23 protein-coding genes are annotated in these 24,266 nt (G+C 71.3%); 18 read left to right on the top strand and 5 right to left on the bottom strand.

The features are described 5' to 3' along the window. Window positions 1–21 precede the first annotated feature (21 nt). Entirely contained in the window at window positions 22–624 is a 603-nt protein-coding gene (locus tag MMF94_RS34010; protein ID WP_241041554.1) for a DUF6474 family protein, read from the bottom strand. Window positions 625–798: 174 nt separating this feature from the next. On the opposite strand from MMF94_RS34010, the gene MMF94_RS34005 reads away from it, so the two are divergent. Together MMF94_RS34005 and MMF94_RS34000 are read left to right on the top strand one after the other, a co-directional pair. Further along, window positions 799–2,511 (top strand): TM0106 family RecB-like putative nuclease, encoded by a 1,713-nt coding sequence (locus tag MMF94_RS34005; RefSeq protein WP_241041553.1) that lies wholly within the window; start codon window positions 799–801, stop codon window positions 2,509–2,511. 79 nt (window positions 2,512–2,590) lie between these two features. Further along, window positions 2,591–4,378 (top strand): gamma-glutamyltransferase family protein, encoded by a 1,788-nt coding sequence (locus MMF94_RS34000; RefSeq protein ID WP_241041552.1) that lies wholly within the window; start codon window positions 2,591–2,593, stop codon window positions 4,376–4,378. Between the two features lie 12 nt (window positions 4,379–4,390). Here MMF94_RS34000 and MMF94_RS33995 read toward each other — a convergent pair whose 3' ends face one another. Then, entirely contained in the window at window positions 4,391–5,224 is an 834-nt protein-coding gene (locus MMF94_RS33995; protein ID WP_241041551.1) for an NAD(P)H-binding protein, read from the bottom strand. Window positions 5,225–5,316: 92 nt separating this feature from the next. Here MMF94_RS33995 and MMF94_RS33990 point away from each other — a divergent pair, with 92 nt between their 5' ends. The 4 genes from MMF94_RS33990 (at window position 5,317) to MMF94_RS33975 (ending at window position 7,729) form a co-directional block, all read left to right on the top strand. Beyond that, a complete protein-coding gene (locus tag MMF94_RS33990) occupies window positions 5,317–5,718 on the top strand; it encodes a winged helix-turn-helix transcriptional regulator (RefSeq protein WP_241041550.1) in 402 nt (133 codons plus the stop codon). A gap of 46 nt (window positions 5,719–5,764) precedes the next feature. Next, entirely contained in the window at window positions 5,765–6,433 is a 669-nt protein-coding gene (gene msrA, locus MMF94_RS33985; RefSeq protein ID WP_241041549.1) for a peptide-methionine (S)-S-oxide reductase MsrA, read from the top strand. Window positions 6,434–6,552: 119 nt separating this feature from the next. Beyond that, on the top strand, window positions 6,553–7,197 hold the full coding sequence (locus MMF94_RS33980) for a TetR/AcrR family transcriptional regulator (RefSeq protein ID WP_241041548.1): 645 nt from the start codon (window positions 6,553–6,555) through the stop codon (window positions 7,195–7,197). Between the two features lie 4 nt (window positions 7,198–7,201). Then, window positions 7,202–7,729 carry a methylated-DNA--[protein]-cysteine S-methyltransferase gene (locus MMF94_RS33975; protein ID WP_241041547.1) on the top strand — a complete coding sequence of 176 codons (528 nt, stop codon included), beginning with the start codon at window positions 7,202–7,204 and terminating at the stop codon, window positions 7,727–7,729. 7 nt (window positions 7,730–7,736) lie between these two features. On the opposite strand, the gene MMF94_RS33970 is transcribed toward MMF94_RS33975, so the two are convergent. From MMF94_RS33970 to MMF94_RS33960, 3 genes are read right to left on the bottom strand one after another with little or no spacing between them, the layout of a single operon-like run. Continuing rightward, window positions 7,737–8,537, bottom strand: a complete 801-nt coding sequence (locus tag MMF94_RS33970; RefSeq protein WP_241041546.1) for a YceI family protein — start codon at window positions 8,535–8,537, stop codon at window positions 7,737–7,739. After that, window positions 8,534–11,350, bottom strand: coding sequence for an MFS transporter (locus MMF94_RS33965; protein WP_241041545.1), 2,817 nt, complete (start codon window positions 11,348–11,350; stop codon window positions 8,534–8,536). Before MMF94_RS33965 ends, MMF94_RS33970 begins: the two co-directional genes overlap by 4 nt. Continuing rightward, window positions 11,350–11,811, bottom strand: a complete 462-nt coding sequence (locus tag MMF94_RS33960) for a MarR family winged helix-turn-helix transcriptional regulator (RefSeq protein WP_241041544.1) — start codon at window positions 11,809–11,811, stop codon at window positions 11,350–11,352. Before MMF94_RS33960 ends, MMF94_RS33965 begins: the two co-directional genes overlap by 1 nt. Window positions 11,812–12,010: 199 nt before the next feature. On the opposite strand from MMF94_RS33960, the gene MMF94_RS33955 reads away from it, so the two are divergent. The 12 genes from MMF94_RS33955 to MMF94_RS33900 all read left to right on the top strand — a co-directional run bounded on the left by MMF94_RS33955 (window position 12,011) and on the right by MMF94_RS33900 (window position 24,100). Then, window positions 12,011–13,237: a cytochrome P450 gene (locus MMF94_RS33955; RefSeq protein ID WP_241041543.1), complete on the top strand. Its 1,227-nt coding sequence runs from the start codon at window positions 12,011–12,013 to the stop codon at window positions 13,235–13,237. Window positions 13,238–13,265: 28 nt separating this feature from the next. Next, the gene (locus tag MMF94_RS33950; RefSeq protein WP_241041542.1) at window positions 13,266–13,769 is read left to right on the top strand and encodes a cupin domain-containing protein; all 504 of its coding nucleotides are present in this window, start codon (window positions 13,266–13,268) and stop codon (window positions 13,767–13,769) included. 86 nt (window positions 13,770–13,855) lie between these two features. Further along, window positions 13,856–14,281 (top strand): hypothetical protein, encoded by a 426-nt coding sequence (locus tag MMF94_RS33945; protein WP_241041541.1) that lies wholly within the window; start codon window positions 13,856–13,858, stop codon window positions 14,279–14,281. 18 nt (window positions 14,282–14,299) lie between these two features. After that, window positions 14,300–15,175, top strand: coding sequence for an Fpg/Nei family DNA glycosylase (locus MMF94_RS33940; protein ID WP_241041540.1), 876 nt, complete (start codon window positions 14,300–14,302; stop codon window positions 15,173–15,175). Window positions 15,176–15,187: 12 nt separating this feature from the next. Next, complete coding sequence (locus MMF94_RS33935) at window positions 15,188–16,393, top strand: sensor histidine kinase (RefSeq protein ID WP_241041539.1); 1,206 nt, start codon at window positions 15,188–15,190, stop codon at window positions 16,391–16,393. 78 nt (window positions 16,394–16,471) lie between these two features. After that, window positions 16,472–17,344, top strand: a complete 873-nt coding sequence (locus MMF94_RS33930) for a S49 family peptidase (protein WP_241041625.1) — start codon at window positions 16,472–16,474, stop codon at window positions 17,342–17,344. Between the two features lie 136 nt (window positions 17,345–17,480). Then, on the top strand, window positions 17,481–18,353 hold the full coding sequence (locus MMF94_RS33925; RefSeq protein WP_241041538.1) for a LytR/AlgR family response regulator transcription factor: 873 nt from the start codon (window positions 17,481–17,483) through the stop codon (window positions 18,351–18,353). Further along, on the top strand, window positions 18,350–19,531 hold the full coding sequence (locus MMF94_RS33920; protein WP_241041537.1) for a hypothetical protein: 1,182 nt from the start codon (window positions 18,350–18,352) through the stop codon (window positions 19,529–19,531). The genes MMF94_RS33925 and MMF94_RS33920 overlap by 4 nt, the downstream gene beginning before the upstream one ends. A 9-nt stretch (window positions 19,532–19,540) precedes the next feature. Further along, entirely contained in the window at window positions 19,541–21,271 is a 1,731-nt protein-coding gene (locus tag MMF94_RS33915) for a sodium/solute symporter (protein WP_241041536.1), read from the top strand. 66 nt (window positions 21,272–21,337) lie between these two features. After that, window positions 21,338–21,817: a MarR family winged helix-turn-helix transcriptional regulator gene (locus MMF94_RS33910; RefSeq protein WP_241041535.1), complete on the top strand. Its 480-nt coding sequence runs from the start codon at window positions 21,338–21,340 to the stop codon at window positions 21,815–21,817. Window positions 21,818–22,057: 240 nt separating this feature from the next. Then, the gene (locus MMF94_RS33905; protein ID WP_241041534.1) at window positions 22,058–22,231 is read left to right on the top strand and encodes a hypothetical protein; all 174 of its coding nucleotides are present in this window, start codon (window positions 22,058–22,060) and stop codon (window positions 22,229–22,231) included. Between the two features lie 150 nt (window positions 22,232–22,381). After that, the gene (locus MMF94_RS33900) at window positions 22,382–24,100 is read left to right on the top strand and encodes a sodium/solute symporter (protein WP_379660346.1); all 1,719 of its coding nucleotides are present in this window, start codon (window positions 22,382–22,384) and stop codon (window positions 24,098–24,100) included. Window positions 24,101–24,266: the final 166 nt, after the last annotated feature.

The raw sequence follows: 24,266 nt of genomic DNA, 5'->3' as shown, positions 1-24,266 counted from the left end.
CGGACCGTAGCCCGCCCTGCGTCAGGTTGTGATGCCCAGGTGGGTGAGCAGGTCGGTCTCGATACGGTCGAGCTCGCCTGCGATGGCCCGGTAGGCGGTGCGCCGGCGAGCGGAGGGCATCTGTTCGGCGGCTCGCACGGCGACGGACAGATCAGCCAGCCGGGGGCGGGTCTCCGCGGCGAACGTGCGGGCCGCAGGCGTGGGGTGCAGCTGCGACGACGACTCCAGCTCGTTCAGCGCCTCGGCCACGCGCGAGAGCCGGGCGTGCAGAGCGCCGCCCGGACCGGCATAGGCGGACAGCTGGCCCGGGTCGACCCCGAGACGTGCTGCGCGGTGGGCGTCCCAACGGGCCCTCGCCACTCCGGCGATGGCGAGCGCGTAGGGGGCCAGGAGCGGAGCGACGGCCTTGCTGACGCCGATGAGCCGCTTGGCTCGCGCGGCGGTCAGGGGGCGGCGGCCGTGGTCCATCTCGGCCTCGTCGTCCTTGGCCTTGCGCCTCCGTCCTTTCTCCTTCTCCTTCTCCTTCTTCGCCTTCGCGGGAGCCGCTGCTTCCTCGTCCGGGACCGATGTCGCCGTGGGGTCCGCGGAGCGCGCTTCGTCACCGGACCGTCGCCGGAGCCCCATCCGCTCACCCTCCTCGTGCCCGCCCGAGTGATCAGAAGGCGGTGGCCAGCAGCTTAGGGCTCCCCGTCTGCACCCGCTCCGCCGTGCCACCCGGCGCGTCCGGAAGAGGATCACCGGTTCGGGTGGTCGTGGTGGATCCGTCGACTGTCGGTGGCGGTCACTACCCTCAACCTCGTGACGGCAATCGAGAACCGGCTATCTCCGGTGCCCGCCGATGGAACGCCCATCGGCGGGGTGTCCCTCGACGCTGCCGTCACCACGCGTTGCCGTCGGCGTGTGCACCTCGACCACGACCCCACCGCCGTCGGATCGCCGCGATCCCTGCCCGATCCGTCGCTGGAGCAGCGCCGGGCCGATGCGGTCGCCCACCGCAACCGCATCGGCGAGGAGCTCGCAGCTGCGGCCGGGGCGGCCTGGCACGCGGTGCCCGCGCCGGCGTCCACGCGGGAGCGGATCGCGGCCACCGCAGCGGCCGTCGCCATGGAGGCCCCGTTCATCTGGGGTGCCGTGCTGTCCGACGTCGGCGCGGCAGGTCGCCGTGGTGGCGCCGAACTGCTCGTCCGGGTGCCCGGCGGCGGTTACGTGCCGGTCATCGTGGTCCGCCACCGCATCACCGACCCAGGCAGCGGTGCGCTCACCACCCCGCTCCACGAGCCCACACCCCGGCGGGCCCGGCTCGACCAGGAGCGCAAGGTGCGGTCCCAGCCGCGCGACCTGCTCCGGCTCGCCCACCTCAACCGCATGCTGCACGCCGCGGGCTGGGCGCCTGCGCCCGAACTGCTCCACCACGACCACGGTGGCGTGATCGGCATGGACGCCGACGTGGTCGTCTGGCACGACCTCCGGGCGGGCCACTGGCCCGGTGGCCGTTCCACCCTGGCCGAGTACGACGCCCGCTTCGGCGACCGCATGGCCGTCGCCGTGGCCGCTGCCACCGGCGCACCCGCGCTGGCCGCCCCGTCCCGCGTCACGGAGTGTCGCCACTGCCCCTGGTGGCCCACCTGCGAGGCCGAACTGGAGCGCACCGAGGACGTCAGCCTGGTGGTGCGCGGGGAGCCGGCTGTCGCCCTGCGCCACCTGGGCGTGCGCACCGTCGGGGATCTCGCTGCGCTCGATCCTTCCGCCGAGCCGCCGATCCCGCCCGTAGGTGTCACCTTCGCCGACATGATCGCCCTGGCTCGCGCGCGCCAGCGCGGGCTGTCGGTGGTGCGGCGGGTGCCGCAGACGCCGGTGCCCCGCGCCGACGTCGAGGTCGACGTCGACATGGAGAGCTTCGGCGAGTCCGGGGCCTACTTGTGGGGTGCGCTGCTCCACCACCCCGGCGGCGCCTTACCCGGCGACGAGCCCGCGGGCTACCGCGCCTTCGCCACCTGGGAGCCCGTGCCCACCGACGACGAGGCCCGTTCCTTCGCGGAGTTCTGGTCCTGGCTCACGGGCGTCCGGGCCGCTGCCCGTGAGAGCGGCCGCAGCTTCGCCGCCTACTGCTACAACGAGCAGGCCGAGAACCGCTGGCTGCTGGCATCGGCGCGGCGGTTCGCCGGGATGCCCGGCATCCCTCCGGTCGCCGAGGTCGAGGCGTTCATCGCCGACCCGTGCTGGGTCGACCTGTTCGCGGTGGTGAGCGAGTGGTTCCTCTGCGCCCACGGCAAGGGCCTCAAGCGCATCGCCCCGGCGGCGGGCTTCGCGTGGCATGATCCCGAGGCCGGCGGGGAGAACTCGATGCGTTGGTACCGCGACGCCGTGGGCATGGACGGCGCACCCCCCGACGAGGGTCAGCGCAGGCGGCTTCTCGAGTACAACGCCGACGACGTGGCCGCCACCCGTGCGCTGCGGGAGTGGATGACGTCCCCGGCGATAAATGAAGTTCCGCTCGCGTCAGAGCTCTGACCAGCCACGATCTTGCTGCGGGCGTGATCCCCGCCGCTCTCGGCACCCGTCATCGCGTCACAGGAGCGATGATTCAGACATGTCGCCGATCAAGCACGAGCAGAGAGGCGCCAATGGCGCCGCGTCCAGCACCCACTACCTCGGCACGGCCACAGCGATGGCCGTGCTCGCGCGCGGCGGCAATGCGTTCGACGCGGCGGTCGCCGCAGGCTTCGTGCTACAGGTCGTCGAGCCGCACCTATGTGGACCAGGGGGCGACCTTCCCGCGGTCTTCGTCACCGCGGGCGACACCACGCCCCGCGTGCTGTGCGCGCAGGGCGTGGCGCCGGCCGCCGCCACCACCGCACATCTGCGCGACGAGCTGGGCCTGACGATCGTGCCGGGCACCGGGCTGCTGGCCCCGTGCGTGCCCGGGTCGTGGGACGGATGGCTCCTCCTGCTGCGCGACCACGGCACGATGTCGCTGGCCGATGTGCTCGAACCCGCGCTGGGATATGCGGCGTCCGGGTTCCCGCTGGTGCCGCGGATCCCCACCACGATCGCGACGATCGCCGACCACTTCCGCGAGTTCTGGCCGACCTCGGCCGCCACCTGGATGCCCGGTGGCCAGGTGCCGACGTCCGTCCACCGCCTGCCGGCCCTCGCTGCCACCTGGCAGCGGCTTCTCGACGCGGCCGCGGCAGCGGGCGGCAACCGTGAGCGGCAGATCGACGCGGCCCGGGACGCCTGGTACCGCGGCTTCGTCGCCGAGGAGATCGAGGCGTTCTCCCGCACGCCGGTGCGTGACGAGACCGGTCAGGATCACGCAGGGTTGCTCACGGCCGACGACCTCGCCCGCTGGTCGGCCACCTACGAGGACGCCCTCACCGTGGAGGTCGGCGGCGGCTGGACGGTGGCGAAGGTAGGCCCGTGGTCGCAGGGTCCGGTGCTGCCGCAGACGTTGCAGCTGCTTCGCGACAGCGACCTGCGCTACGTCGACGGCGTGGCCTCGGCCGAGACGGTGCACCAGGCGGTCGAGGCGATCAAGCTCGCTTTCGCCGACCGCGAGGCGTGGTACGGCGACAGCGCGCCCGTCCCGCTGGAGACGCTGGTGTCCGCGGAGTACGCCGCCGCCCGGCGCGCTCTGATCGACGACAAAGCGTCCCTCGAGCTGCGCCCCGGCTCACCGGACGGGCGCGAGCCGCGGCTCGCGGAGTACGCGGCGCAGCCGGGCGGCCGTTCCGGTGACGGCACCAGCTGGGCAGGGCTCGGCGAGCCGACGGTCAGCCGCGAGGGCGTCATGCGCGGCGACACCGTGCACGTCGACGTCGTAGACGCCGCAGGCAACATGATCTCCGCGACGCCGTCCGGCGGCTGGCTGCAGTCCTCACCCACCATCCCCGCACTCGGGTTCTGCCTCGGTACGCGGGCGCAGATGTTCTGGCTGGAGGACCGCCTGCCGTCGTCGCTCGTGCCCGGAAAGCGGCCGCGCACGACGCTGAGCCCGTCCCTCGGCCTGCGCGACGGTGAGCCGCGGCTCGCGTTCGGCACGCCCGGTGGCGACCAGCAGGACCAGTGGCAGCTGTGCTTCTGGCTCGCGCACACCGTCGGTGGTCTCGACCTGCAGGCCGCGATCGACTCCCCGGCGTGGCACACCACGTCGTTCCCGTCGTCGTTCGCGCCCCGGGGCTGGCAGCCGGGCGGGATCTCCGTCGAGTCGCGGCTCGGGGAGGACACCCTGGAGGAGCTGCGTCGCCGCGGTCACGTCATCACCGACGCGGGTGAGTGGGCGCTGGGCCGGATGTGCGCGGTCGGCCGGGGCGACGGGCCGCTGATGCGTGCCGGTGGCGACCGCCGCAGCGGGGTCGGCGCCGCGGCGGCGTTCTGACCCGCCGGGCGATCACCTGAAGGCCGCGGCGTTCCGCACCGCCCACTCCGCGAAGGTGCGGGGCCCGCGGCCGAGCACCTGCTCGACGGCCGGGCTCACCTGCTGCTCGGTGGGCGACGGTTCGCCCAGGATCGAGAGGGTGGCGTCCACCACCACCTCGGGCATGAACCGCAGCATCTGCGCCCGTGCCTCGTCCCGGCTCTGCTCGGCGAACCGCACCGGCACGCCCAGCGCGGCGCCGATCGCCTGAGCGGCCTGCCGCGGTGAGACCGGTGCCGGTCCGGTGAGCTCGTACGTCCGGCCGGCATGACTCCGGTCGCGCAGTGCCACGGCCGCGACCTCGGCGATGTCGACCGGGTCGATCATGGGCAGCCCGACGTCTCCGAACGGCGCGGCGAGTGCGCGTTCCGCGCGGACCGTCGCCGCCCATGCGAAGGCGTTCGAGGCGAAGCCTCCCGGCCGCAGGACGGTGGAGGTCATGGTCGACTCCCGGATGACGTCCTCGAACGCCCGGAGGTGGGAATGCGCCACCGACTCCGGGCGGGTCCCGGCGCCCTGCGAGGACAGCAGCACGACGCGACGGACACCGGCTGCCTTCGCGACGTCGACGATCGCATGCGGGTCGATCTTCTCGCCGCTGCCGGCGACGAGGAGGAAGAGCGCCTCGGCGCCGTCGAGCGCCGGGCGCAGGCTCTTCGGCTCGGCCAGGTCGGCCTGCCTGTGCGCCACGCCCTTCGGCAGCTCCGCAGGTCGGCGCGACACCGCTGTCACCCGCTCACCCGCCGCGGCGAGCACTTCCACGAGGGGCCGGCCGACGTTTCCGGTCGCTCCCGTCACCACGATCATGTTCTTCTCCTGCACGTTCCGGAACTGGGGAGACGAACGCTAGGAAAAGGACTTACTTCCGGTAAGGACGTACCTGAACGTAAGCTCCCGACGTGGAGGGTGGAAAGCAGATCGCGGACTGGTCGGCGTACGCGCTGAGTGACGTGTTCCACTCCGACTGCCCGGCGCGCACCGTGCTCGACCACGTCACCAGCCGCTGGGGCGTGTGGGTCCTGATGGCCCTGCGCGAGAAGGATCTGCGGTTCTACGAGCTGCGTGAGCGCATCGAGGGTGTGAGCGAGAAGATGCTCTCGCAGACGCTGCGCACGCTCGTCCGCGACGGCTTGCTCTGGCGGGCCGTCGAGCCGTCCACGCCACCTCGCGTGACGTACGGGCTGACCCCGCTCGGGCGGGGCACCAGCGAGCCTCTCGCGAGCATGTTCGGGTGGATCCAGGAGCACGCGGTCGAGATTCTGTCCACGCAGGACGAGTTCGATCGGAACAGCCGAGCCTGACTTTCGGCGCGGTCCGGCGGTCGCATCCGGGCGTAATCTGGACCACATGGCCCTGTTCGGACGTGACAAGTCGCAGATGATCACCGCCGACCAGGCGTTGCAGGGCCGCTCTACACCGTTGCGCGTGCCGGCGGAGCACTTCGTGAACCGCCATCGCATCCAGCAACCGTTCCCGGACGGCCTGCGGACAGCGGTGTTCGGCATGGGTTGTTTCTGGGGCGCGGAGCGCATCTTCTGGCAGACGCCCGGCGTGTACTCCACGGCCGTCGGGTACGCGGGCGGGTTCACCGAGAACCCGACGTACGAGGAGGTGTGCTCGGGCCTTACCGGGCACGCCGAGGTCGTGCTCGTCGTGTTCGACCCCGCGCAGATCAGCTACGAGACGCTGCTCAAGCTGTTCTGGGAGGGCCACAACCCCACACAAGGCATGCGACAGGGCAACGACCGCGGCACCCAGTACCGCTCGGCTCTGTACTACGTGGACGACGCGCAGCGTGAGCTCGCCGAGAGCACCGCCAAGACCTACGGCGACGCCCTCAAAGCCTCCCGCCACGGGGAGATCACCACCGAGATCGCTCCGCTCATGCAGTTCTACTACGCCGAGGACTACCACCAGCAGTACCTCGCCAAGGTTCCCGACGGCTACTGCGGCATCGGCGGCACGGGTGTGTGTCTCAGCGACCGGCCCGACGTGGAGCTTCCCCCCACCCGGTAGCCGGCAAGATCGCCGCGAGATCCGCTTATGCGCCCTTGTGGGGGCGGAAATCCGGATCTGGGAACGATCACGAGGCGAGTTAACGTGATGTTGTAACGTCTCACTGGAACGTCGTTCCAGTGGAGGATTCCATCGTCACACGCAGGCGTAACTCCGTCCGCGCCGAGCGGGCGATGGCAACCCGTTCGCGCGTCGTCGACGCGGCAGGCCCGCTGTTCGTACGCGACGGCTACCTCGAGACCACGATGGCGGGCATCGCTCGTGCGGCCGGCGTGGCGGTGCAGACGCTGTACCTGTCCTTCGGCAGCAAGGTGGCCGTCTTGGAGGCGGCGTTGGGCTACGGGCCCGAGGAACCGCCCGCCGAGTCCGTGGAGCTGCTGCGGGCCGAGCCCGACGGGATCGTCGCGCTGGGGCGCTACGTGGCGGCCACGGTGGCGGTCATCGAGCGGCGACACCCACTCGACGTGGTGTTGCGTGCCGCGGCCGCCGACCCGGAGCTGGCCGAGCTGCTCGGCCGCACGCGGCATGCGGTGCTCACCCAGCATGCGCAGGCCGTCGACGAGCTCGCCGAGAAGCCGGGCTTCACCGACCGGATCTCGCTGCAGCGGGCCACCGACGTGATCGCCGCGTTACTGTCGCCGGAGACCTACGGGCTGCTCGTCGTGGGGCAGGGCTGGGCGCCCCCGGACTGGGCGGAGTGGGTGTGCCGGCACCTGGCGGCCGATCTCTTCCCCACCGTCGGTGCGGAGCCGGTGCCACACTGACGTCATGACCGTCGTCCGCAGCATCGTCCCCGCGCCCGGGCCGATCGGTGCGCTCACGCTCGGCGCCACCACGGCCGGTCTCGCGGTGGTGGTGTTCGGCGATCATCCGGAGACGGTGGAGCGGATGGCCGCCCGGCTCGGGGAGCCGGTGGTGGACGGTGACGGGGGGCCGGCGGGCGAGCAGCTCACCGAGTACCTCGGCGGGAGCCGGCGGACGTTCGACGTGCCGCTGGACTGGAGCCTCACCCGCGGGTGGCAGCGGCAGGTGTTGCAGACGTTGTACGAGACCGTGCGGTTCGGCAGCACGGTGACCTATGGGGAGCTGGCCTCGCGCAGCGGCGGGCAGGGGCACACGGCCGCTCGGGGTGTCGGGTCGATCATGGGGTCGAACCCGCTGCCGGTGGTGGTGCCGTGCCACCGGGTGCTCGGGTCGGACTCCCTGGGCGGCTTCGGCGGCGGCCGGGCCACCAAGGAATGGTTGCTTGCACTGGAGGGGGTGCTCACCCCGGCCCTCGACTTCGGGCCGGGGTGAGCACCGCTCAGCTGCGTACTGCCTGGATGTCGATGTCGATCCGCAGCGTGCGGCCAACGGCCAGCAGCCCGGCGAGCACCGACTGGTTCCAGTCGATGGCGAAGTCGTCGCGCGACACCTCGGCGGTCGCCGAGAACGCCGCCCGCACGCCGCCCATGAGGTCGGGCCCCGTGCCGTGGAACTCGACCTGCAGTGGCACCGGCGCGCTCACGCCCTTGATCGTGAGGACACCGTCGACGATCCAGTGCGTGTGGTCGACCCGCCGCAGACCATCGCTCTTGTAGCGGATCTCGGGGTAGCGCAGCGCGTCGAGGAAGTCGGCGCTGCGCAGGTGCTCGTCGCGCATCTCGTCGGCGGTGTCCACGCCCGTGGGGTCGATGAGCACCTCGACCGAGCTGTTCTCCAGCGGGTCGGCGATCTGCACCTGACCGCTGAAGCGGCGCAGCCGACCGTGGATCCGGCTCATTCCGATGTGCAGCGCGGTGGCCTGGATGCTCGAGTGCACGGGGTCGATCACCCACGTGCCCGGGGCGGGCAGGACCGCCAGCCCCGCTCGGTTGAGTTCCAGGACCCCGAGCGCGGTGACCGGCTCGGCCCCGACGGAGACGGTACGGGCCAGCGGGTCGTGCCCCGGAGCGGCGACGATCAACGTGTACGGCCCGGCGGGCACGCCGTCGAGGACGATCCGCCCGTCAGGACCGCTCGTGCCCCGAGCGCGCTGCACACCGCCCGCGTCGACCGCTGTGAGCGTGCCCCCGGCCACCGGCCAGCCGTCGAGGGTGGTCAGCTGACCCGTCACCGTGCTCACCGCACACCTCCCGCGTCGAAGGGCTCGAAGAGCGGCTCGGCGGGCGGGGTGGCGGCCGGGTTCGGTGCACCGAGCTCCACCACCGTGGAAGCCTGCGTGCCCGCCGTGACCTGCACCATCTGCGCGACCGGCGCGTAACCGCTCGCGGTGAGGGTGTAGACGCCCTCGGCGAGGTCCTCGAACACGAACGAGCCGTCGGGACCGGTCACCGTCGAGCCGACGACCATGCCGGAGCCGTCCACGAGCGTGGCGATCGCCTCGGGCACGCCGCGCCCGTTGCTCGCCGCGGTGACGGTGCCGAGTAGGCGTGAACGTCGCGGTAGTTCGAGGTCGCACTCCACCGTCGCACCCACGTCGAGGCGCACGCTCACGGCGACCGGCTGGTGGCCGGGGCTCGCGGCCGTCAGCGTGTAGCTGCCGTCGGGAACACCGATCAGCTGGAAGCGGCCGTCGGCGTCGGTGACCCGCGCCGCGGCCACGTCGCCGCGCACGTCGATCAGCGTGACCGCCGCTCCGGCCACCATGCGGCTGCCCGTGGCCGGGTCGGGGGTGCTCACGGTGCCGACCACGGCGCTGGCGCCGCTGAGCGCCACGTCGTGGCGGGTCGGCGTGCCGCCGACGGCGACCATGGCCGCGTGCGGCTGGTAGGTGCCCCCCGCGGCGACCACGAGGAAGGTGCCGCCGGTGCGCAGGTCCACGCGGTAGTACCCGTCCTGGCCCGTCGTGGTGCGCGCCTCCTGGCGGCCGGCGGGGTCGGCGACGGTGACGACGACCTGCGGCAGACCCATCCCGTCGGCGCGGGCGACCGTGCCGTACACGGCGGGGCCGTTGTCGGCGGTATAGGCCGGACGCTCGGCGGGAGCCGCGGCCGGGTAGGCAGCGGGGTAGGCGGAGGCCGCGGGCTCGCGGCGCGGCAGCGGGTCGGCGGCGTGGTGTCCGTTGGGCTGCGCGTGACCGTTGCCGTTGCCGTTCGCGGCGACGACGGCCGCGAGCGGGCTGGTCTCCTGCGTCAGCAGGGCGTGCCGCCCGCCGCCCCCGTTGCGGGCGGCGATGGTGGTGGTGAGGTTCTCGTTCAGCTCCTGCGCGGCGTCGGCGGTCAGGGGAGCCGCGGCCGGCCCTGCCTCGGCCAGCGCCGCGTCCTCCATCGCCCTGGCCTGTGCACCGGACATGGTGCGCAACGGAAGCTCCTTGACGAACAACACGATGAAGAAGGCGATGGCCAGCACGATCGCGACGATGCTGAAGGTGAAGGCCATCGAGTCGGCGAAACCGGCGAGGAACGGCCGGGCGAGCCGCGGGTCGATGGTCTGCAGGAACGAGGAGTCGGCAAGGACGTTCGACGCTCCGCCGTCACCGCCGCCGGTCAGCGAGGCGATCACCGGGCCGTTGGCCGGGTTGGCGCGCACAGCGGGGTCGGCGAGCGCCTGCTGGAACTCCGCCGTCCCGGCGGCCTTGCGGAACTGGTCGGCGATGTTGCCGGTGACCGTGCTGAACACGACCGACAGGAAGACCGCCACGCCGACCGTGCCGCCCATCTGGCGGAAGAACGTGGTGGAGGCGGTGGCGACACCCATGTCCCGCGGGGGCACCGCGTTCTGCACCGCGAGCACCAGGGTCTGCATCGACAGGCCCAGCCCGAGGCCGAACATCAACATGTAGAGGTCGAACTCCCACAGTGGGATGTCGACGCTGATGCGGAAGTGCAGGAGCACCGTGGCGCCGACCATCAGCGCGGTGCCGATGATCGGGAAGATCTTGTAGCGGCCCGTGCGTGAGGTGATCTGGCCGGAGACGATGGACGAGACCATGATCCCGCCGACGAGCGGGAGCATGAGGAAGCCGGCCTCGGTGGGGCTGGCCCCGCGCACGATCTGCAGGAACTGCGGCAGCAGCGAGATGCCGCCGAACATGCCCGCGCCGATCACGACACCGGCGATGTTCGACAACGCGAAGACGTTGTTGCGGAACAGCCGCAGCGGCAGCAGCGCGTCGTCGCCGTAGTGCCGCTCGGCCACGAGGAGCAGGACGAGACCGACGAGGCCGATCAGGTAGCAGACGAGCGCGTCCGTGGAGCCCCAGCCCCACTCGCGGCCCTGCTCGGCGACGATCAGCAGCGGAACGAGGAAGACCGCGAGCAGCACGGCGCCCGGCCAGTCGATCCGGTGCGGGCGCGACGTGTGCGGCAGGGTGAGCACCCGCGCCACGACGATCAGCGCGATGGCACCGATCGGCACGTTCACCAGGAAGATCCAGCGCCACCCGTCGATTCCGGCGATCATGGCCTGGCCGGAGAACAGGCCGCCGATCACCGGCCCGAGCACGCTGGACGTGCCGAACACCGCGAGGATGTAGCCCTGGTAGCGGGCGCGTGCCCGGGGCGGCACGATGTCGCCGAGGATCGTCAGCGCCAGCGAGAAGAGACCGCCCGCGCCGAGGCCCTGCACCGCGCGGAAGGCCGCGAGCTGGTACATCGACCCGGCGAAGGTGCACATCACCGAGCCGACGATGAAGATCGTGATGGCGGTCAGGAACAGCGGCTTGCGGCCGTAGATGTCCGACAGCTTCCCGTACAGCGGCGTGGTGATCGTGCTGGTGATCAGGAACGCGGTGGTCGCCCACGCCTGGAGGCTCAGCCCGCCGAGGTCGTCGGCGATGGTGCGGATCGCGGTCGAGACGACCGTCTGGTCCAGGGCGGCCAGGAACATCCCCAGGGCGAGGCCCGTGAGGATCGTCAGCACCTGGCGGTGACTCAGCTCGCCCGATGGTGCCGTTTCGGCCCTGGGGACGGGCTCGGCGGCAACTTGGGTGGACATCAGTTCTCTCCTCCTGGGCGGCGGCTGACCCGCCGGCCCGCATCCAATACGTCGTCGGCGAAGCGGCCGAGTAGCTCGGCGAGGCGTCGGCGGGAGTCCACCGGCCAGCCGGCCAGCACCGACGCGACGAGCTCGACGCGCTTGCGTCGTCCGTGCTCACAGAGCTGGGCCCCGGCCGGCGTCACTGCCAGCAGGTGGGCGCGGCCGTCGAGGGGGTCGGGGCGTCGTTCGACGAGGCCTGCGGCCACGAGCTCGGCGACCTTGCGGCTCACCGTCGACTGGTCCGTGCCCACGGCGTCGGCGATGGCGCTCACTCGTTGGGGGCCCTGCTCGATCAGGTGGACGAGGACGTGAGTCACTGCGATGTCACCGCGGTGCCTGCGCAGCGAGGTGACGATCCGGCTCAACTCGCCGACCTCCTGGGCGATGCGGTCGGCGACAAGGAGGTCCTCCTCGCCCATCACGTGCCCTCGACCTTCTGTTTGTCTTGGCTTTACCAAGCGTTGTTTGTAACAAGCAACAACTTGCTTGGGCCAAGCATGCGCGGGCGGATCGAGATCGGCAAGTCGATATCGGGTCTGCTGCCGTGATTCCGCACACCACGGGCCCGCTGTGGATGGCGGCGCGGGTATGGAGCAGCGGCCGTGTATCCAGATACCCATGGCCGACGTGTTCGACCCTCGGACGTTCGCGCGTGGGGTGCCCCACAAGGACCTGCAGCTGTTGCGGGACACCGACCCGGTGAGCTGGCAGGAGGAGCCGGAGGTCGGCATCTGGCCGTCGGGTCCGGGGTACTGGGCCGTCACCCGTTACGCGGACGTGCGGCACGTTCTGCGCTCTCCCGCGCACTTCTCCTCGTCGCTGGGCGCCACCCAGATCCGCGACCCCGATCCCGCGGACCTGCCGTTCATCCGCCAGATGATCCTCAACATGGACCCGCCCGAGCAGCTGCGCCTGCGCCGGTTGGTCACCGGTGCGTTCACCCGGCGCAGGTTGGAGCAGCAGGCCGGGGTGGTCCGGGCGCGGGCCGCGGCGCTGCTGGGTGCGGTGGCCGAGCGGCGCCGCTGCGACCTGCCCCGGGAGGTCACCGACGACCTGCCGTTGCAGAACCTCGCAGATCTGCTCGGCGTGCCCGCCGCGGATCGGGCGTTGCTGCTCGAGTGGACCAACCGCGTGATCGGCTACCAGGATCCGGAGCACGGGCACGTCGTCACGGATGCGGATGGGCGTCCGATCAACCCACGCTCACCGGCGATGCTCGCCGACATGTTCGGCTATGCGGAGGAACTGGCCGAGCGCAAGCGCCGGGAGCCGGCCGATGACGTGATGACGGCGCTGGTGCAGGCCGAGGTCGAGGGCGAGCGGCTGACCGACGCCGAGCTGAAGATGTTCTTCTTCCTCCTGGTGATCGCGGGAAACGACACGGTGCGCAGCGCGCTTCCCGGCGGGGTGCTCGCGCTGGTGCGCAATCCGGAGGCGTACCGGCGGTTGCGGGCCGATCCGTCGTTGCTGCCCTCGGCGATCGAAGAGATGTTGCGGGTGCACCCGCCGGTGCTGACGTTCCGGCGTACGGCCAGCCGTGACCAGGAGCTGTCCGGCCGCCGGATCGCGGCGGGCGACAAGGTGGTCGTCTATCACGTCTCGGCGAACTTCGACGAGCGCCGGTTCCCGGATCCGTTCCGGTTCGACATCGAGCGCGACGACAACGATCACCTCGCGTTCGGACAGGGTCCGCACCAGTGCCTCGGTGCGGCGTTCGCGCGGTTGCAGATGCGTGAGTTCTTCAGCGAGCTCCTGCGATTGCCGCAGGTCGAGCTCGACGGGGAGCCGCGCAGGCTGGTCTCGAACTTCATCAACGGGCTCACCAGCCTCCCGCTGCGCTGGTAGGTCCCGGCGATCCCGATACCCTCCGCGGGTGAGTAGAAGTGGGCCCCGTCTCGCGGCGGCGGTGGGGCTGGCCGCCGTGGTGCTGACCGGCTGTGCGCAACCGGGGCAGCTGGGCCACCCAGGCCCCGAACCCCTTGCGACGGTGCTCGCGGCGCCGTCCGCTCCGGCGGTGCCCCCGCCACCCACGGGCCCGGTTCTGATCGGTAGTGGGCGCGTCGAGGAACGGGTGAACATCCGGACCACCGCACCGGCCGAGTACGCCGTGGCCACCATCGTGCTGCGTCCCGGCGAGTCCACGGGATGGCACCGTCATGACGGCCCGGAGCTGACGGCCGTGCGCTCGGGCGAGATCACGGTGCTGCGTGAGGACGACTGTGAGCCGACCCGCTACTCACCCGGGGAGGCCGTGTTCTTCCCCGACGGCCAGCCACATCTGATCCGCAACGACGGGCGCGTACCCGCGGAGCTGATGGTCACCAGCCTGCTCGCCCCGGGCGCGCCGTCACAAACCCCTGTCGCACCCGCCTGCTGAGGGACAACATCCGGGCCCCAAGTTGTGGGAAAGTGGACGTTGCACGGGCCCGACTCACGACGGCGGGGAACATGGGGAGTAGGACGGTGGCGGGTGTCGACGGGCGAATGTGGTCCGTCCGCCGCAACATCGAGTGGTCGCTTCCGGCCACAGGCGACGACTTCGAGCACGACGTCGACGGCGGCCGGGGTGCCGCGGTCCTGATCTTGTCGGCATTGTTCTTCTTCTGGGTGGTCGTCATCGTGTGGGCTCCCGCACAGGTGCACATCCCCTGGTTCCTGTGGGCGGTCGGCCTCGTCGTGGTGTTGTTCTTCCCGGTGCGGTGGTATCTCCGCAGGCCGTGGACGGTCGTCGCCGAGACGGCCGGCAACTACGACCTCCCCGCCGAGAAGTGGACGGGGCTCGTGCGGGGCGGGTCGAAGGCCAAGGAGGAGCTGCGCATCGTGGTGCGCAGGCTGCGCATGCAGGGCACGCCCGCGCACGCCGACAGCCCTCTGCAGCCGGTGAACTAGGCGCCCGGGAGCCAGCGGATGCCCGAGCTGCCCGAGGTCGAGGCGCTGGCTCACCATCTGCGCGAGCACGCGCTCTACCGGCCCGTCGCCCGCGTGGACGTGGCGAGCATGAGCGCGGTCAAGACCTTCGACCCTCCGGTGTCGGCGCTGGTCGGACGCGTTGTCACAGGCGCGGCCCGGTACGGGAAGTTCCTCGCCGTCGAGTTCCAGGACCGGCCGGACGACCCCTTGCACCTCGTGGTGCACCTCTCCCGGGCGGGCTGGATGCGCTGGCACGACTCCGCGTCCACCACCCCGCCCAAGCCGGGCCGCGGGCCACTCGAGCTGCGCGTGCACCTCGACGCCGTGGGCGGCCCGGGGTTCGATCTCACCGAGGCCGGCACCCAGAAGCGGCTCTCGGTGTACCTCGTGCACGACCCCCAGGAGGTCCCGGGCGTCGCGCGGCTCGGCCCGGACGCGCTCGCGCTCACGCGCGAGGAGTTCGCGGCGGTGCTCACCGGGCGCAGCGAGCGGCTCAAGACGCTGCTCGTGGAACAGCAGGCGATCGCCGGCATCGGCAACGCCTACAGCGACGAGATCCTGCACACCGCGAAGCTCTCGCCCTACGCCCCCTCGGGCCGGCTGAAGGCCGAGCAGATCGACGAGCTGTACGCGGCGATGCGCTCCGTGCTCACCGACGCCGTCGATCGTTCGGTGGGCCAGGGTGCGGCACAGCTGAAGGGGGAGAAGCGCTCTGGCCTGCGCGTGCACGCCCGCACCGGCCTGCCGTGCCCCGTCTGCGGCGACACCGTGCGGGAAGTGTCGTTCGCCAGCAAGTCCTTCCAGTACTGTCCCGGCTGCCAGACCGGCGGCAAGCCCCTCGCCGACCGGCGGCTGTCGCGGCTGGTGAGGTAGGAAGATTTGGACGTGACCGAGCTGCTCGGCAGCTCCACGGCGCTGCTCATCGCCGGCGGCGTGATCGTGGTGATGATCGTGCTGGTCGTCGTGCTGATCCTGCGCAACCGCCGCAACACGTTCGCCACCCCGCTGGAGCGGGCCACCTTCGCCACCCTGCACACCGTCGCGCTGGCCGCGCCGGCCCTGCGCGAGGGCCTGTCGCACAACTCGGCGGCGTTCGCGCTGCCCTACCTGCGCCAGCTGCTCGACACATGCGCGCTGACGATGACCGACAACCGCGGTCAGACGCTCGCCTGGGACGGCGATGCCGACCAGCACGAACCCGACGTCCGCTCGCTCGCCGACCAGGTGATCTCCACCGGGCGTCAGCAGGTGCTGTCGCACACGGCGATCATCTGTGACCACCCCGACTGTGTGGTCCGCGGGATCGTCGTGGTCCCGCTGGAGACCGACGGTGCGATCGTCGGCACGCTGGCCGCGCTCACCACGTCCACGGCGGGGCCGGTGCTCCTGCGCGCCACCGCCGAGGTCGCGCGGTACGTCTCGAGCCAGTTGGAGCTCGCCGAGCTCGACGAGTCGCGGGCCCGGCTCAACCGTGCCGAGGTCCGGGCGTTGCGGGCGCAGATCTCCCCGCACTTCGTCTACAACGCGCTCACCACGATCGCGTCGTTCATCCGCACCGACCCCGTGCGGGCCCGCGAGCTGCTCATCGAGTTCGCCGACTTCACCCGGTACTCGTTCCGTACGGCGGGGGAGTACACGACCCTGTCGGACGAGCTCACCAACATCGAGCGCTACATCCGGCTGGAGAAGGCCCGCTTCGGCAACCGGCTCAACATCAAGCTGCAGATCGCTCCCGAGGTGCTCACCGTCGTGCTGCCGTTCCTCGCGCTGCAGCCGCTCGTCGAGAACGCCGTGCGGCACGGGCTGGCGAGCAAGCCCAACGGCGGCACGATCACGATCACGGCCGAGAACGCCGGAGCCGAGTGCGTGATCATCGTCGAGGACGACGGCATCGGCATGGACCCCGCGCGGCTCACCGACGACCTCGACGACGCGCACCAGTCCGGCGCACACGTGGGGCTCGGCAACGTCGACGACCGGATGCGCTCCACCTTCGGCGACGACTTCGGGCTGGTGGTGGACACCGCACCGGGCGCCGGGATGAAGATCACGCTGCGCGTGCCGAAGTTCCGCGCCGGTATCCGCGTCTGACGGAGCACCGCACCGCGGAGTTGTGGATCTTGTTCGGCGGGGGTTGCGGCCACCGCGTAACGTAACGGTATGGACGCGCTGCGCCTCCCCGACCGGTTCGCCTCCCGCCTGCCCGGGCGGCTGGGCGAGCGCACTGACCAGCCCGTCGTCTCGATGGTCCGGCTCCACGGAGTCATCACGGCGACCGTCGGTCCTGTGCCCAGATCGGTGATCAACGCGAACGCCATCGAGAAGACCCTCGAGCGGGCGTTCGCACCGGAGCGGCTGGCCGCGGTCGCGCTGCTGGTCAACTCGCCGGGCGGCGCACCCACCCAGTCGGCGCTGGTAGCCGACCGGATCCGCGGTCTCGCGGAGGAGAAGGGCGTGCCGGTCCTCGCCTTCTGCGAGGACGTCGCCGCGTCCGGTGGGTACTGGCTGGCATGCGCTGCCGACGAGATCTACGCCCATGCCACGTCGATCGTCGGATCGATCGGGGTGATCAGTCAGGGCTTCGGTCTGGATGGCCTGATCGAGCGATTCGGAGTGCAGCGCAGGCTCTACACCGCGGGCACCTCGAAGGCCCGGCTCGACCCGTTCCTGCCGGAGAAGCAGGAGGACGTCGACTGGTTGCACGATCTTCAGGGCGAGTTGCACGAGATGTTCAAGAAGTGGGTAACCGAGCGGCGTGGCGACCGCCTCAAGGTCGAGGCGGAACCGTTCACGGGCGAGGTGTGGACAGGTGCGCGAGCGGTCGAGATCGGGCTCGTCGATGGCCTCGGCACGGCGCGCGGGGTGCTCGGCAAGCGCTTCCCCGATGCCGAACTGGTGGCGGTGGAAGGGCGCAGACCTCTGCTCGCGCGGCTGGGCATCGGACCCGCGCCGGCGGCCGCTTCGATGCTCGGTGCTGATCAGCTGCTGGGCATCACACAGGCGGCCGAGATTCGGGCCACATGGGCACGGTACGGTTTGTAGCACGGTGTGACCGGTCGATCCCGATTGGTGCTGGCCCCTGGCACTCACACGGAATCGCCGTCACCATGGTCGGCGGAGCCGGGGCGTGGTCGTCTCGGCCCCGGCGCGAGTCCCGGACACGCAGGATGAGGAGATCGTGGACAGCAACGACAGCTCCGGCGGCCTGGTCGTTCTCGCGGTGGACGACGAGGAGCCGGCTCTCGAAGAACTCGCCTACCTGCTCAGCGAGGACTCACGCGTCGGGATCGTGCTCAAGGCCTCCGACGCCACCGACGCATTGCGGATCCTCAACAGCAGACAAGGCGTGCGTGAGGCAGCCACAGCCGGCCAGATGAGCCGCGGCCTCTCCAACCCGATGACGGGCACGCGTGTGGCGGAGCGCACCGACGTCGAGGTCGTCTTCCTCGACATCCGCATGCCGGGCCTCGACGGTCTGGAGTTGGCGCGCGTGTTCTCGTCGATGGCGGTGCCGCCGTCGGTCGTGTTCGTCACCGCCCACGACGACCGTGCTGTCGACGCCTACGAGGTGGGCGCGGTGGACTACCTGCTCAAGCCGCTGCGCGCCGAGCGGCTCGCCGCGTCGATCGACCGCATCCTCGCCAACCGCGCCGCCGGAGCCCCGGAGCCGGTGCGCGAGGAGGGTGGCGAGGACGAGGTGATCCCCGTCGAGCTCGCCGGCACCACCAAGCTCGTGCCGCGCTCGGCCGTGCGCTACGTCGAGGCGCAGGGCGACTACGCCCGCCTGCACACCCATGAGGGCAGCCACCTCGTCCGGATCCCGCTGTCGGTGCTCGAGGACCGTTGGCGCGACGCCGGCTTCGTGCGCATCCACCGCTCTTTCCTGGTGTCGCTCCCGCTCGTCACCGAGTTGCGGCTGTCCGGGTCGGGCTACGTCGTCCGCGTCGGCAACGGCCCCGACTGCGCGGAGCTACCCGTCAGCCGCCGCCACACCCGTGAGCTGAAGGACCGGCTCGTCCGGGCGACGAAGCAGGCGTGGAGCCAGCGGTGACCACATTCACCGACGGCGTCCAGCCGTCGGTGAACCCGGGGAACGGGACCGGTTCCCCCGCACCGGAGGCTGCGCCGGTCGAGGAGGACGCGTCCGTCGAGGACGACGCTCCCGACCCCGTCACCGAGGAGTCCGCGGAGCACTGCGAAGAAGACGACGCGGACGACGGGACGGACGCCGGTCCCGGCTGGCTGCGTGACGAGATCCAGCGCCGCATTGCCGAGGGCAACTCCACGAGCGGCGGGCGGCACGCACGCCGGGAGAGCGTGGACTCCACCATCTCCTGGGGGTACGTGCCCCGACATTCCGTGGCCACGCCCGGTCCCGGGGCGCCTCGGCCGGGTCCACCGATCGGTGCGGTGAGTCCGCGGCCCAGCGGCCTGCTCCGGCAGGAGCGCACCGGTGCCGAGCCGCCGTTCGCCCCGCTGGCCTGGTCACGACCACAGCAGGCCGAGACGGCCGATCCGGAACCCGAACCGCCCGCGGCGGACGCCGACGCAGCCCTTCCAGCGGCGCTGCCTGAACTTCCGGCCAGGGTGGAGCTGCGCGCCGACACATCGCCTGCGCCGTCCATCGTTGCAACGACAACTGCCACCACGCCTATCGTGGCACCCGCCGTGATCGAGTCCCCCACGGCCCCCGCGGAGGCCACGCCCGCCACGGATCCCACGTCCCCGGCGCTCGAACCCGATCCCTCGCTGTCGGGCGACCCGCTGTTCACCGCGCGCACTCCGGCGCCCGGATCCCGCAGCCGTTCTGCCACGTTGACGCCCGACGCCCGCGACGCCGAGGAGGCGGCCACGGGCGTCCAGGACGACGTCGAGAGCAGGCGGGTCCGGGTCGTGCTCGCGGAGCGCAAGGGTGTGGCCCGGCCGGTGCGCACGGTCGTGGACATCCAGGAGGGCACGGGCGTCGGTGAGCTGTTGCGCAGCAACCTCATCGGCTCCCAGCTCGCCGTCGCGCTCCGCTTCGCCGTCGTGGCCGGGATCACCCTCGGGGTGCTCCCGCTGCTGTTCGCCATGTTCCCCGAGATCGGCCGGATCGAGGTGTTCGGGCTTCGCCTGCCGTGGTTGCTCCTCGGTGTGCTGGTCTACCCGTTCTTGTTCGGGATCGGGCTGTGGCACACCCGCACGGCCGAGCGGGTGGAACAGAACTTCGCCGACCACGTGCAGGACTGAGCACGAACGTTGGACACCCCTGCGCTAGTCGCGCTCGTCGCGATCGCGCTCGTCGGTATCGCGTCCGCCGTGATCGGCTCGCTCGGTGTCCGGGTCGCGCGCAGTACGTCGGATTTCCTCGTCGCGTCGCGCACCGTCGGTTCGGTGGCCAACGCCAGCGCGATCTCGGGGGAGTACCTGTCCGCGGCGTCCTTCCTGGGCATCGCCGGCCTGATCCTGCGGGAGGGGGCGGACGCGCTCTGGTACCCGATCGCGTTCGCCGCGGGGTACCTGGCGCTGGTGCTGTTCGTCGCCGCACCGCTGCGCAGGTCCGGGGCGTACACCGTGCCCGACTTCGCCGAGGCCCGGCTCTTCTCGCCGGCGCTGCGCCGCATCTGCACCGTGTTCGTGCTGGTGATCGGCTGGTTGTACCTGCTCCCGCAGCTGCAGGGAGCGGGCCTGGCGCTCACCACGCTCACGGCGCTGCCCGCGTGGTCCGGGGTGGCAGCAGCGGGGGTGATCGTGCTGCTCACGGTGCTCGGCGGCGGTATGCGGTCGATCACCTTCGTGCAGGCGTTCCAGTACTGGCTCAAGTTCACCGCACTGGCCGTTCCCGCGTTCGTCGTGCTGGGGCTGTTCCTGTCCGACGCCCGCTCGTTCGACCGGCCCGCCCCGCCGAGCTTCGCGGACAACACCACGGTCCAGGTGCGCACCGGCGTGGTCCTGGAGGTCTCGACGCGGATCCGCCTCGAGGCCGACGGTGTGGTGGACGGCCAGGCGGTGCAGGGCCGCATCACCTGGGAGCCGGGTCGGCACGAGGTCGCCGCGGACAGCACGCTGACCTTCACGGCCGGCTCGCCGGTGCCGACCGCGGTCGGCACCCCGGCCACCGACCGCGCCTGGCTGGAACCGATGTCGGGTGATGCCTCCAACCAACTCCTGGAGATCTACTCGATCCTGCTCGCGGGCTTCCTCGGCACGATGGGCTTGCCGCACGTGCTGGTGCGCTTCTACACGAACCCGGACGGCCGGGCCGCCCGGCGGACCACCGTGGTCGTGCTCGCGATGATCGGGTCGTTCTACGTGCTGGTGATCTTCATCGGGCTGGTGTCCCGGCTGTACACGCCGCAGCTGTTGGTGAACGGGCAGACCGACGCCGCGGTGCTTCTGGTGCCGACGGCGGCGCTCGGCAACGGGTGGACGGGATGGCTGCTGGGCGGCTTGGTGGCGGCAGGCGCGGCCGCGGCGTTCCTCTCCACCTCGTCCGGGCTCGTGGTGAGCCTGGCCGGGGTGCTCTTCACCGACCTCCTCCGCGGGCGGTTCAGCGACTTCCGGTTGGCCGCACTGCTGGCGACCGTGGTGCCGTTGCCGTTCGCCCTGTTCGTGACCCGCCTGGACTTCGCGCTGACGGTGCCGCTGGTGTTCGCTGTGGCCGCGTCGACGTTCTGCCCTCTGCTCGTGCTCGGGATCTGGTGGCGTGGGCTCACGGCCCGCGGGGCCGTCGCCGGTGTGCTGGTCGGCGGCGGGCTCTCCGGCGTCGCGGTCGGCTTCACGATGATCGGGGCGGCGCCGGGCGGCTGGCTGGAAGTGCTGATGTACCGGCCCGCGGCGGCCACGGTGCCGGCCGCGTTCCTCACGATGGTGCTGGTGAGCAAACTGACCCGTGCGGAGATCCCGCCGGATGTGGACGACGCGTTGCTACGCCTGCACGCTCCGGAACGGCTCGGGCTCACTCGCGACCGGCTCCAACGGGGGCCCTGACGCCGGCGCGAAATGGCAGCGCTGCTTACGCCGGTGCCGGCGCGCCGGTGTGGTCAAATTGAGGTCATGGGTCAGGCGGCAGGGTCACCGGGCACGCCGCCGCTGCCCGCGCCACCGGAGCTCCTCGCTGCGCCCGGCTACGTGATCCGCCGACTCCACCAGGCCTACGTCGCCGCCTGGGTCCGGCGTGTCGACCCGGTGCTGACCGGGCCACAGAGCGCCGTGCTCGTCGCGATCCACGCCCATCCCGGCGCCGATCAGGGCTCGCTGGCCCGCGCTGTCTCGCTCGATCGCTCCACGATGGCGAGCATCGCCCGCCGTCTGGAGGACAGAGGGCTGATCACCCGTGAGACGCCACCGGAAGACGGCCGCAAGCGGCTCCTGCGCCTCACCACGGCGGGCGACGCGGCGCGCCAGGAGGTCAGCCGCAAGGCCGGAGAGCTCCACCTCCTGCTGATGGAGGGTTATGACGCCCCGGAGACCGATGCGATGCTGAAGCGCCTTCTGAGGCTGACGGAGCACTGGGAGAGCCTGGTCGACGACTGAGCCCCTGATGCCGCATGTGACCGTCGTCGCGTTCGGGCGGCGATCGTCAGTGTTCGGATTACTTTAGGTCCGGTGAAGTCAGTGATGTTCGCCCTATCAGCGAGCGAGCTCGCTGCAGCCTGGCGCACGCCGACCCCACCCCCGAGTAATGCCTGCTCGCCGCCCTGCTCGATGAGTCCGTGGTGATCGAGGGCTCGGGCGATCGGCGTTCGGTGCCGTCGACCGAGCCCTATTCGAGGGGTGACCACCACGGCGTCGGACCACGACGAGGTCGTCGTGGAGGTGGTGTTCCCCCGGCTTGCTCCGCGCGCGGAGCTCACTGAGTTCGCGGAGCGCCGGGGGGACATCGCGACCGTGGCCGCTGCGGTGGATCTCGATGCATCCCGACAGATGCAGGCCAGGCCTGATATGTGACCGCTGGGACGTACGAGGTTCACAGCCGGGCGATCTCCCGACTCGCCACGCGATGCCGTGCGCGGCGCGCCGCGGCCGATGTGGTAGTGCAGTCGACCCGTTGACATAGTGGTGCGCGTGACAACCACCGGCCTGATCGCGCTCTTCGCAATGGGCCTTGTGGCAGTGGCGTCAGCCGTGATCGGTTCGCTCGGCGTCCGGGTCGTCCGCAGCACCTCCGACTTCCTCGTGGCTTCCCGCACCGTCGGTGCCGCCGCGAACGCCGGCGCGATCTCGGGTGAGTACCTGTCCGCAGCGTCGTTCCTGGGGATCGCGGGGCTGATCCTGCGCGACGGTGTGGACGCGCTGTGGTACCCGGTCGGCTTCACCGCGGGATACCTCGCGCTGGTGCTGTTCGTGTCGGCGCCGCTGCGGAGGTCGGGCGCCTACACGGTGCCGGACTTCGCGGAGGCCAGGCTGCGCTCCCCGGCGCTGCGCAAGGTCTGCACGATCTTCGTGGTCGTCATCGGATGGCTCTACCTGCTGCCCCAGCTACAGGGCGCCGGACTGACCGTCACCACGGTCACCGGACTGCCCTCCTGGATCGGGGTCGTCGTCGCGGCGGTGGTCGTCGTCGCCACGGTGGTGCTGGGCGGGATGCGGTCGATCACCTTCGTGCAGGCGTTCCAGTACTGGCTCAAGCTCACCGCGCTGGCGTTGCCGGCCATCATCGCCCTGATCTTCTTCTTCAGCGACGATCACACCTTCGACCGCCCCGCCCCGCCCCAGTTCCCCGACCGCACCACGGTCGACATCCGTACCGATGTCGTGCTGACCGTCGCCTCGCCGGTCACCTTCACCGCCGACGGCGAGGTCGACGGGGTTGTCGTGCGGGACCTCCCCGTCCGATGGGAAGTCGGCACCCACACCGTGGAAGCCGGCACGAAGCTCGAGTTCCCGGCCGGGTCGCCGGTGCCGGTGGCGTCGGGCGCTCCCGCGTCCGACTCGAGCTGGCTCACTCCGTTCCCGGAGGACCGCGACGACGGGTTGCTGGGCACCTACTCGCTGATCATCGCGCTGTTCCTGGGCACGATGGGCCTGCCGCACGTGCTCGTGCGCTTTTACACCAACCCCGACGGCCGCGCGGCGCGGCGCAGCGCGGTGGTCGTGCTGGCCCTGCTCGGTGGGTTCTACGCGGTCGTGACGTTGCTCGGGGCGCTGTCGCGGCTGTACACGCCGCAGCTCCTGGTGAGCGGTGACACCGACGCCGCGGTCCTGCTCCTGCCCACGGCGGTGCTCGGCAGCGGCTGGGCGGGTGCCCTGCTCGGCGGTCTGGTGGCGGCGGGCGCGTGGGCCGCCTTCCTGTCCACGTCGTCCGGGCTCGTGGTCAGTGTCGCCGGTGTGCTCTCCACCGACATCCTCGGCAGCAGCAGGGTGCGTGACTTCCGGATGTCCGCCGTGGTGGCGGGGGCGGTACCGCTGGCGCTCTCCGTCGCCGTCACGCGCCTCGACTTCTCCGAGGCCGTCGCGCTGGTGTTCGCGGTGGCCGCGTCGACCTTCTGCCCGCTGCTCGTGCTGGGCGTCTGGTGGCGCGGACTGACCGACGTCGGCGCGATCGCGGGTGTGCTCGTGGGCGGGTTGTCATCGGCGGGCGCGGTGGCCGTGAGCCTGTCCGGCTACGGCGGATCGGGCGCGGTCGGCGTGCTCCTCTACCGGCCTGCGCTGGTCACCGTGCCTGCGGCGTTCCTCACGATGGTCCTGGTGAGCAAGCTGACCGAGAAGCACCGGCCGGCCGACGTCGACCAGTTGCTGCTCCGGCTGCACGCCCCGGAGCGGCTCGGGCTCACCCGCGACCGGCTCGAGGAGCGCGTGAAACGCGCAAGTGGTTGACGACACACATACCAAAGCTCTAACGGCGATGTCTCCCCAAGGTCACGTCGGTGACTCTCGGTCGCTGGGCGACCGTTCGTAGACCGCTCGTCTCGGTGAAATGACCGCTGATCGAGGCCTTGTCGCGCCGGTTGAGCGACGCTCGCGTTCACCCCACCGGAGTATT

The organism is Pseudonocardia alaniniphila (assembly GCF_022524485.1).
Classification (GTDB): domain Bacteria; phylum Actinomycetota; class Actinomycetes; order Mycobacteriales; family Pseudonocardiaceae; genus Pseudonocardia; species Pseudonocardia alaniniphila.
This window is presented reverse-complemented; position numbering and strand designations above follow the sequence as displayed.

Bases quoted from the DNA above. Each gene is read 5' to 3' on its own strand.
- MMF94_RS34010 (WP_241041554.1), bottom strand. From the start codon at position 624: ATGGGGCTCCGGCGACGGTCCGGTGACGAAGCGCGCTCCGCGGACCCC.
- MMF94_RS34000 (WP_241041552.1), top strand. From the start codon at position 2,591: ATGTCGCCGATCAAGCACGAGCAGAGAGGCGCCAATGGCGCCGCGTCC.
- MMF94_RS33995 (WP_241041551.1), bottom strand. From the start codon at position 5,224: ATGATCGTGGTGACGGGAGCGACCGGAAACGTCGGCCGGCCCCTCGTG.
- msrA (WP_241041549.1), top strand. From the start codon at position 5,765: ATGGCCCTGTTCGGACGTGACAAGTCGCAGATGATCACCGCCGACCAG.
- MMF94_RS33975 (WP_241041547.1), top strand. From the start codon at position 7,202: ATGACCGTCGTCCGCAGCATCGTCCCCGCGCCCGGGCCGATCGGTGCG.
- MMF94_RS33965 (WP_241041545.1), bottom strand. From the start codon at position 11,350: ATGTCCACCCAAGTTGCCGCCGAGCCCGTCCCCAGGGCCGAAACGGCA.
- MMF94_RS33960 (WP_241041544.1), bottom strand. From the start codon at position 11,811: ATGGGCGAGGAGGACCTCCTTGTCGCCGACCGCATCGCCCAGGAGGTC.
- MMF94_RS33955 (WP_241041543.1), top strand. From the start codon at position 12,011: ATGGCCGACGTGTTCGACCCTCGGACGTTCGCGCGTGGGGTGCCCCAC.
- MMF94_RS33940 (WP_241041540.1), top strand. From the start codon at position 14,300: ATGCCCGAGCTGCCCGAGGTCGAGGCGCTGGCTCACCATCTGCGCGAG.
- MMF94_RS33910 (WP_241041535.1), top strand. From the start codon at position 21,338: ATGGGTCAGGCGGCAGGGTCACCGGGCACGCCGCCGCTGCCCGCGCCA.
- MMF94_RS33900 (WP_379660346.1), top strand. From the start codon at position 22,382: ATGGGCCTTGTGGCAGTGGCGTCAGCCGTGATCGGTTCGCTCGGCGTC.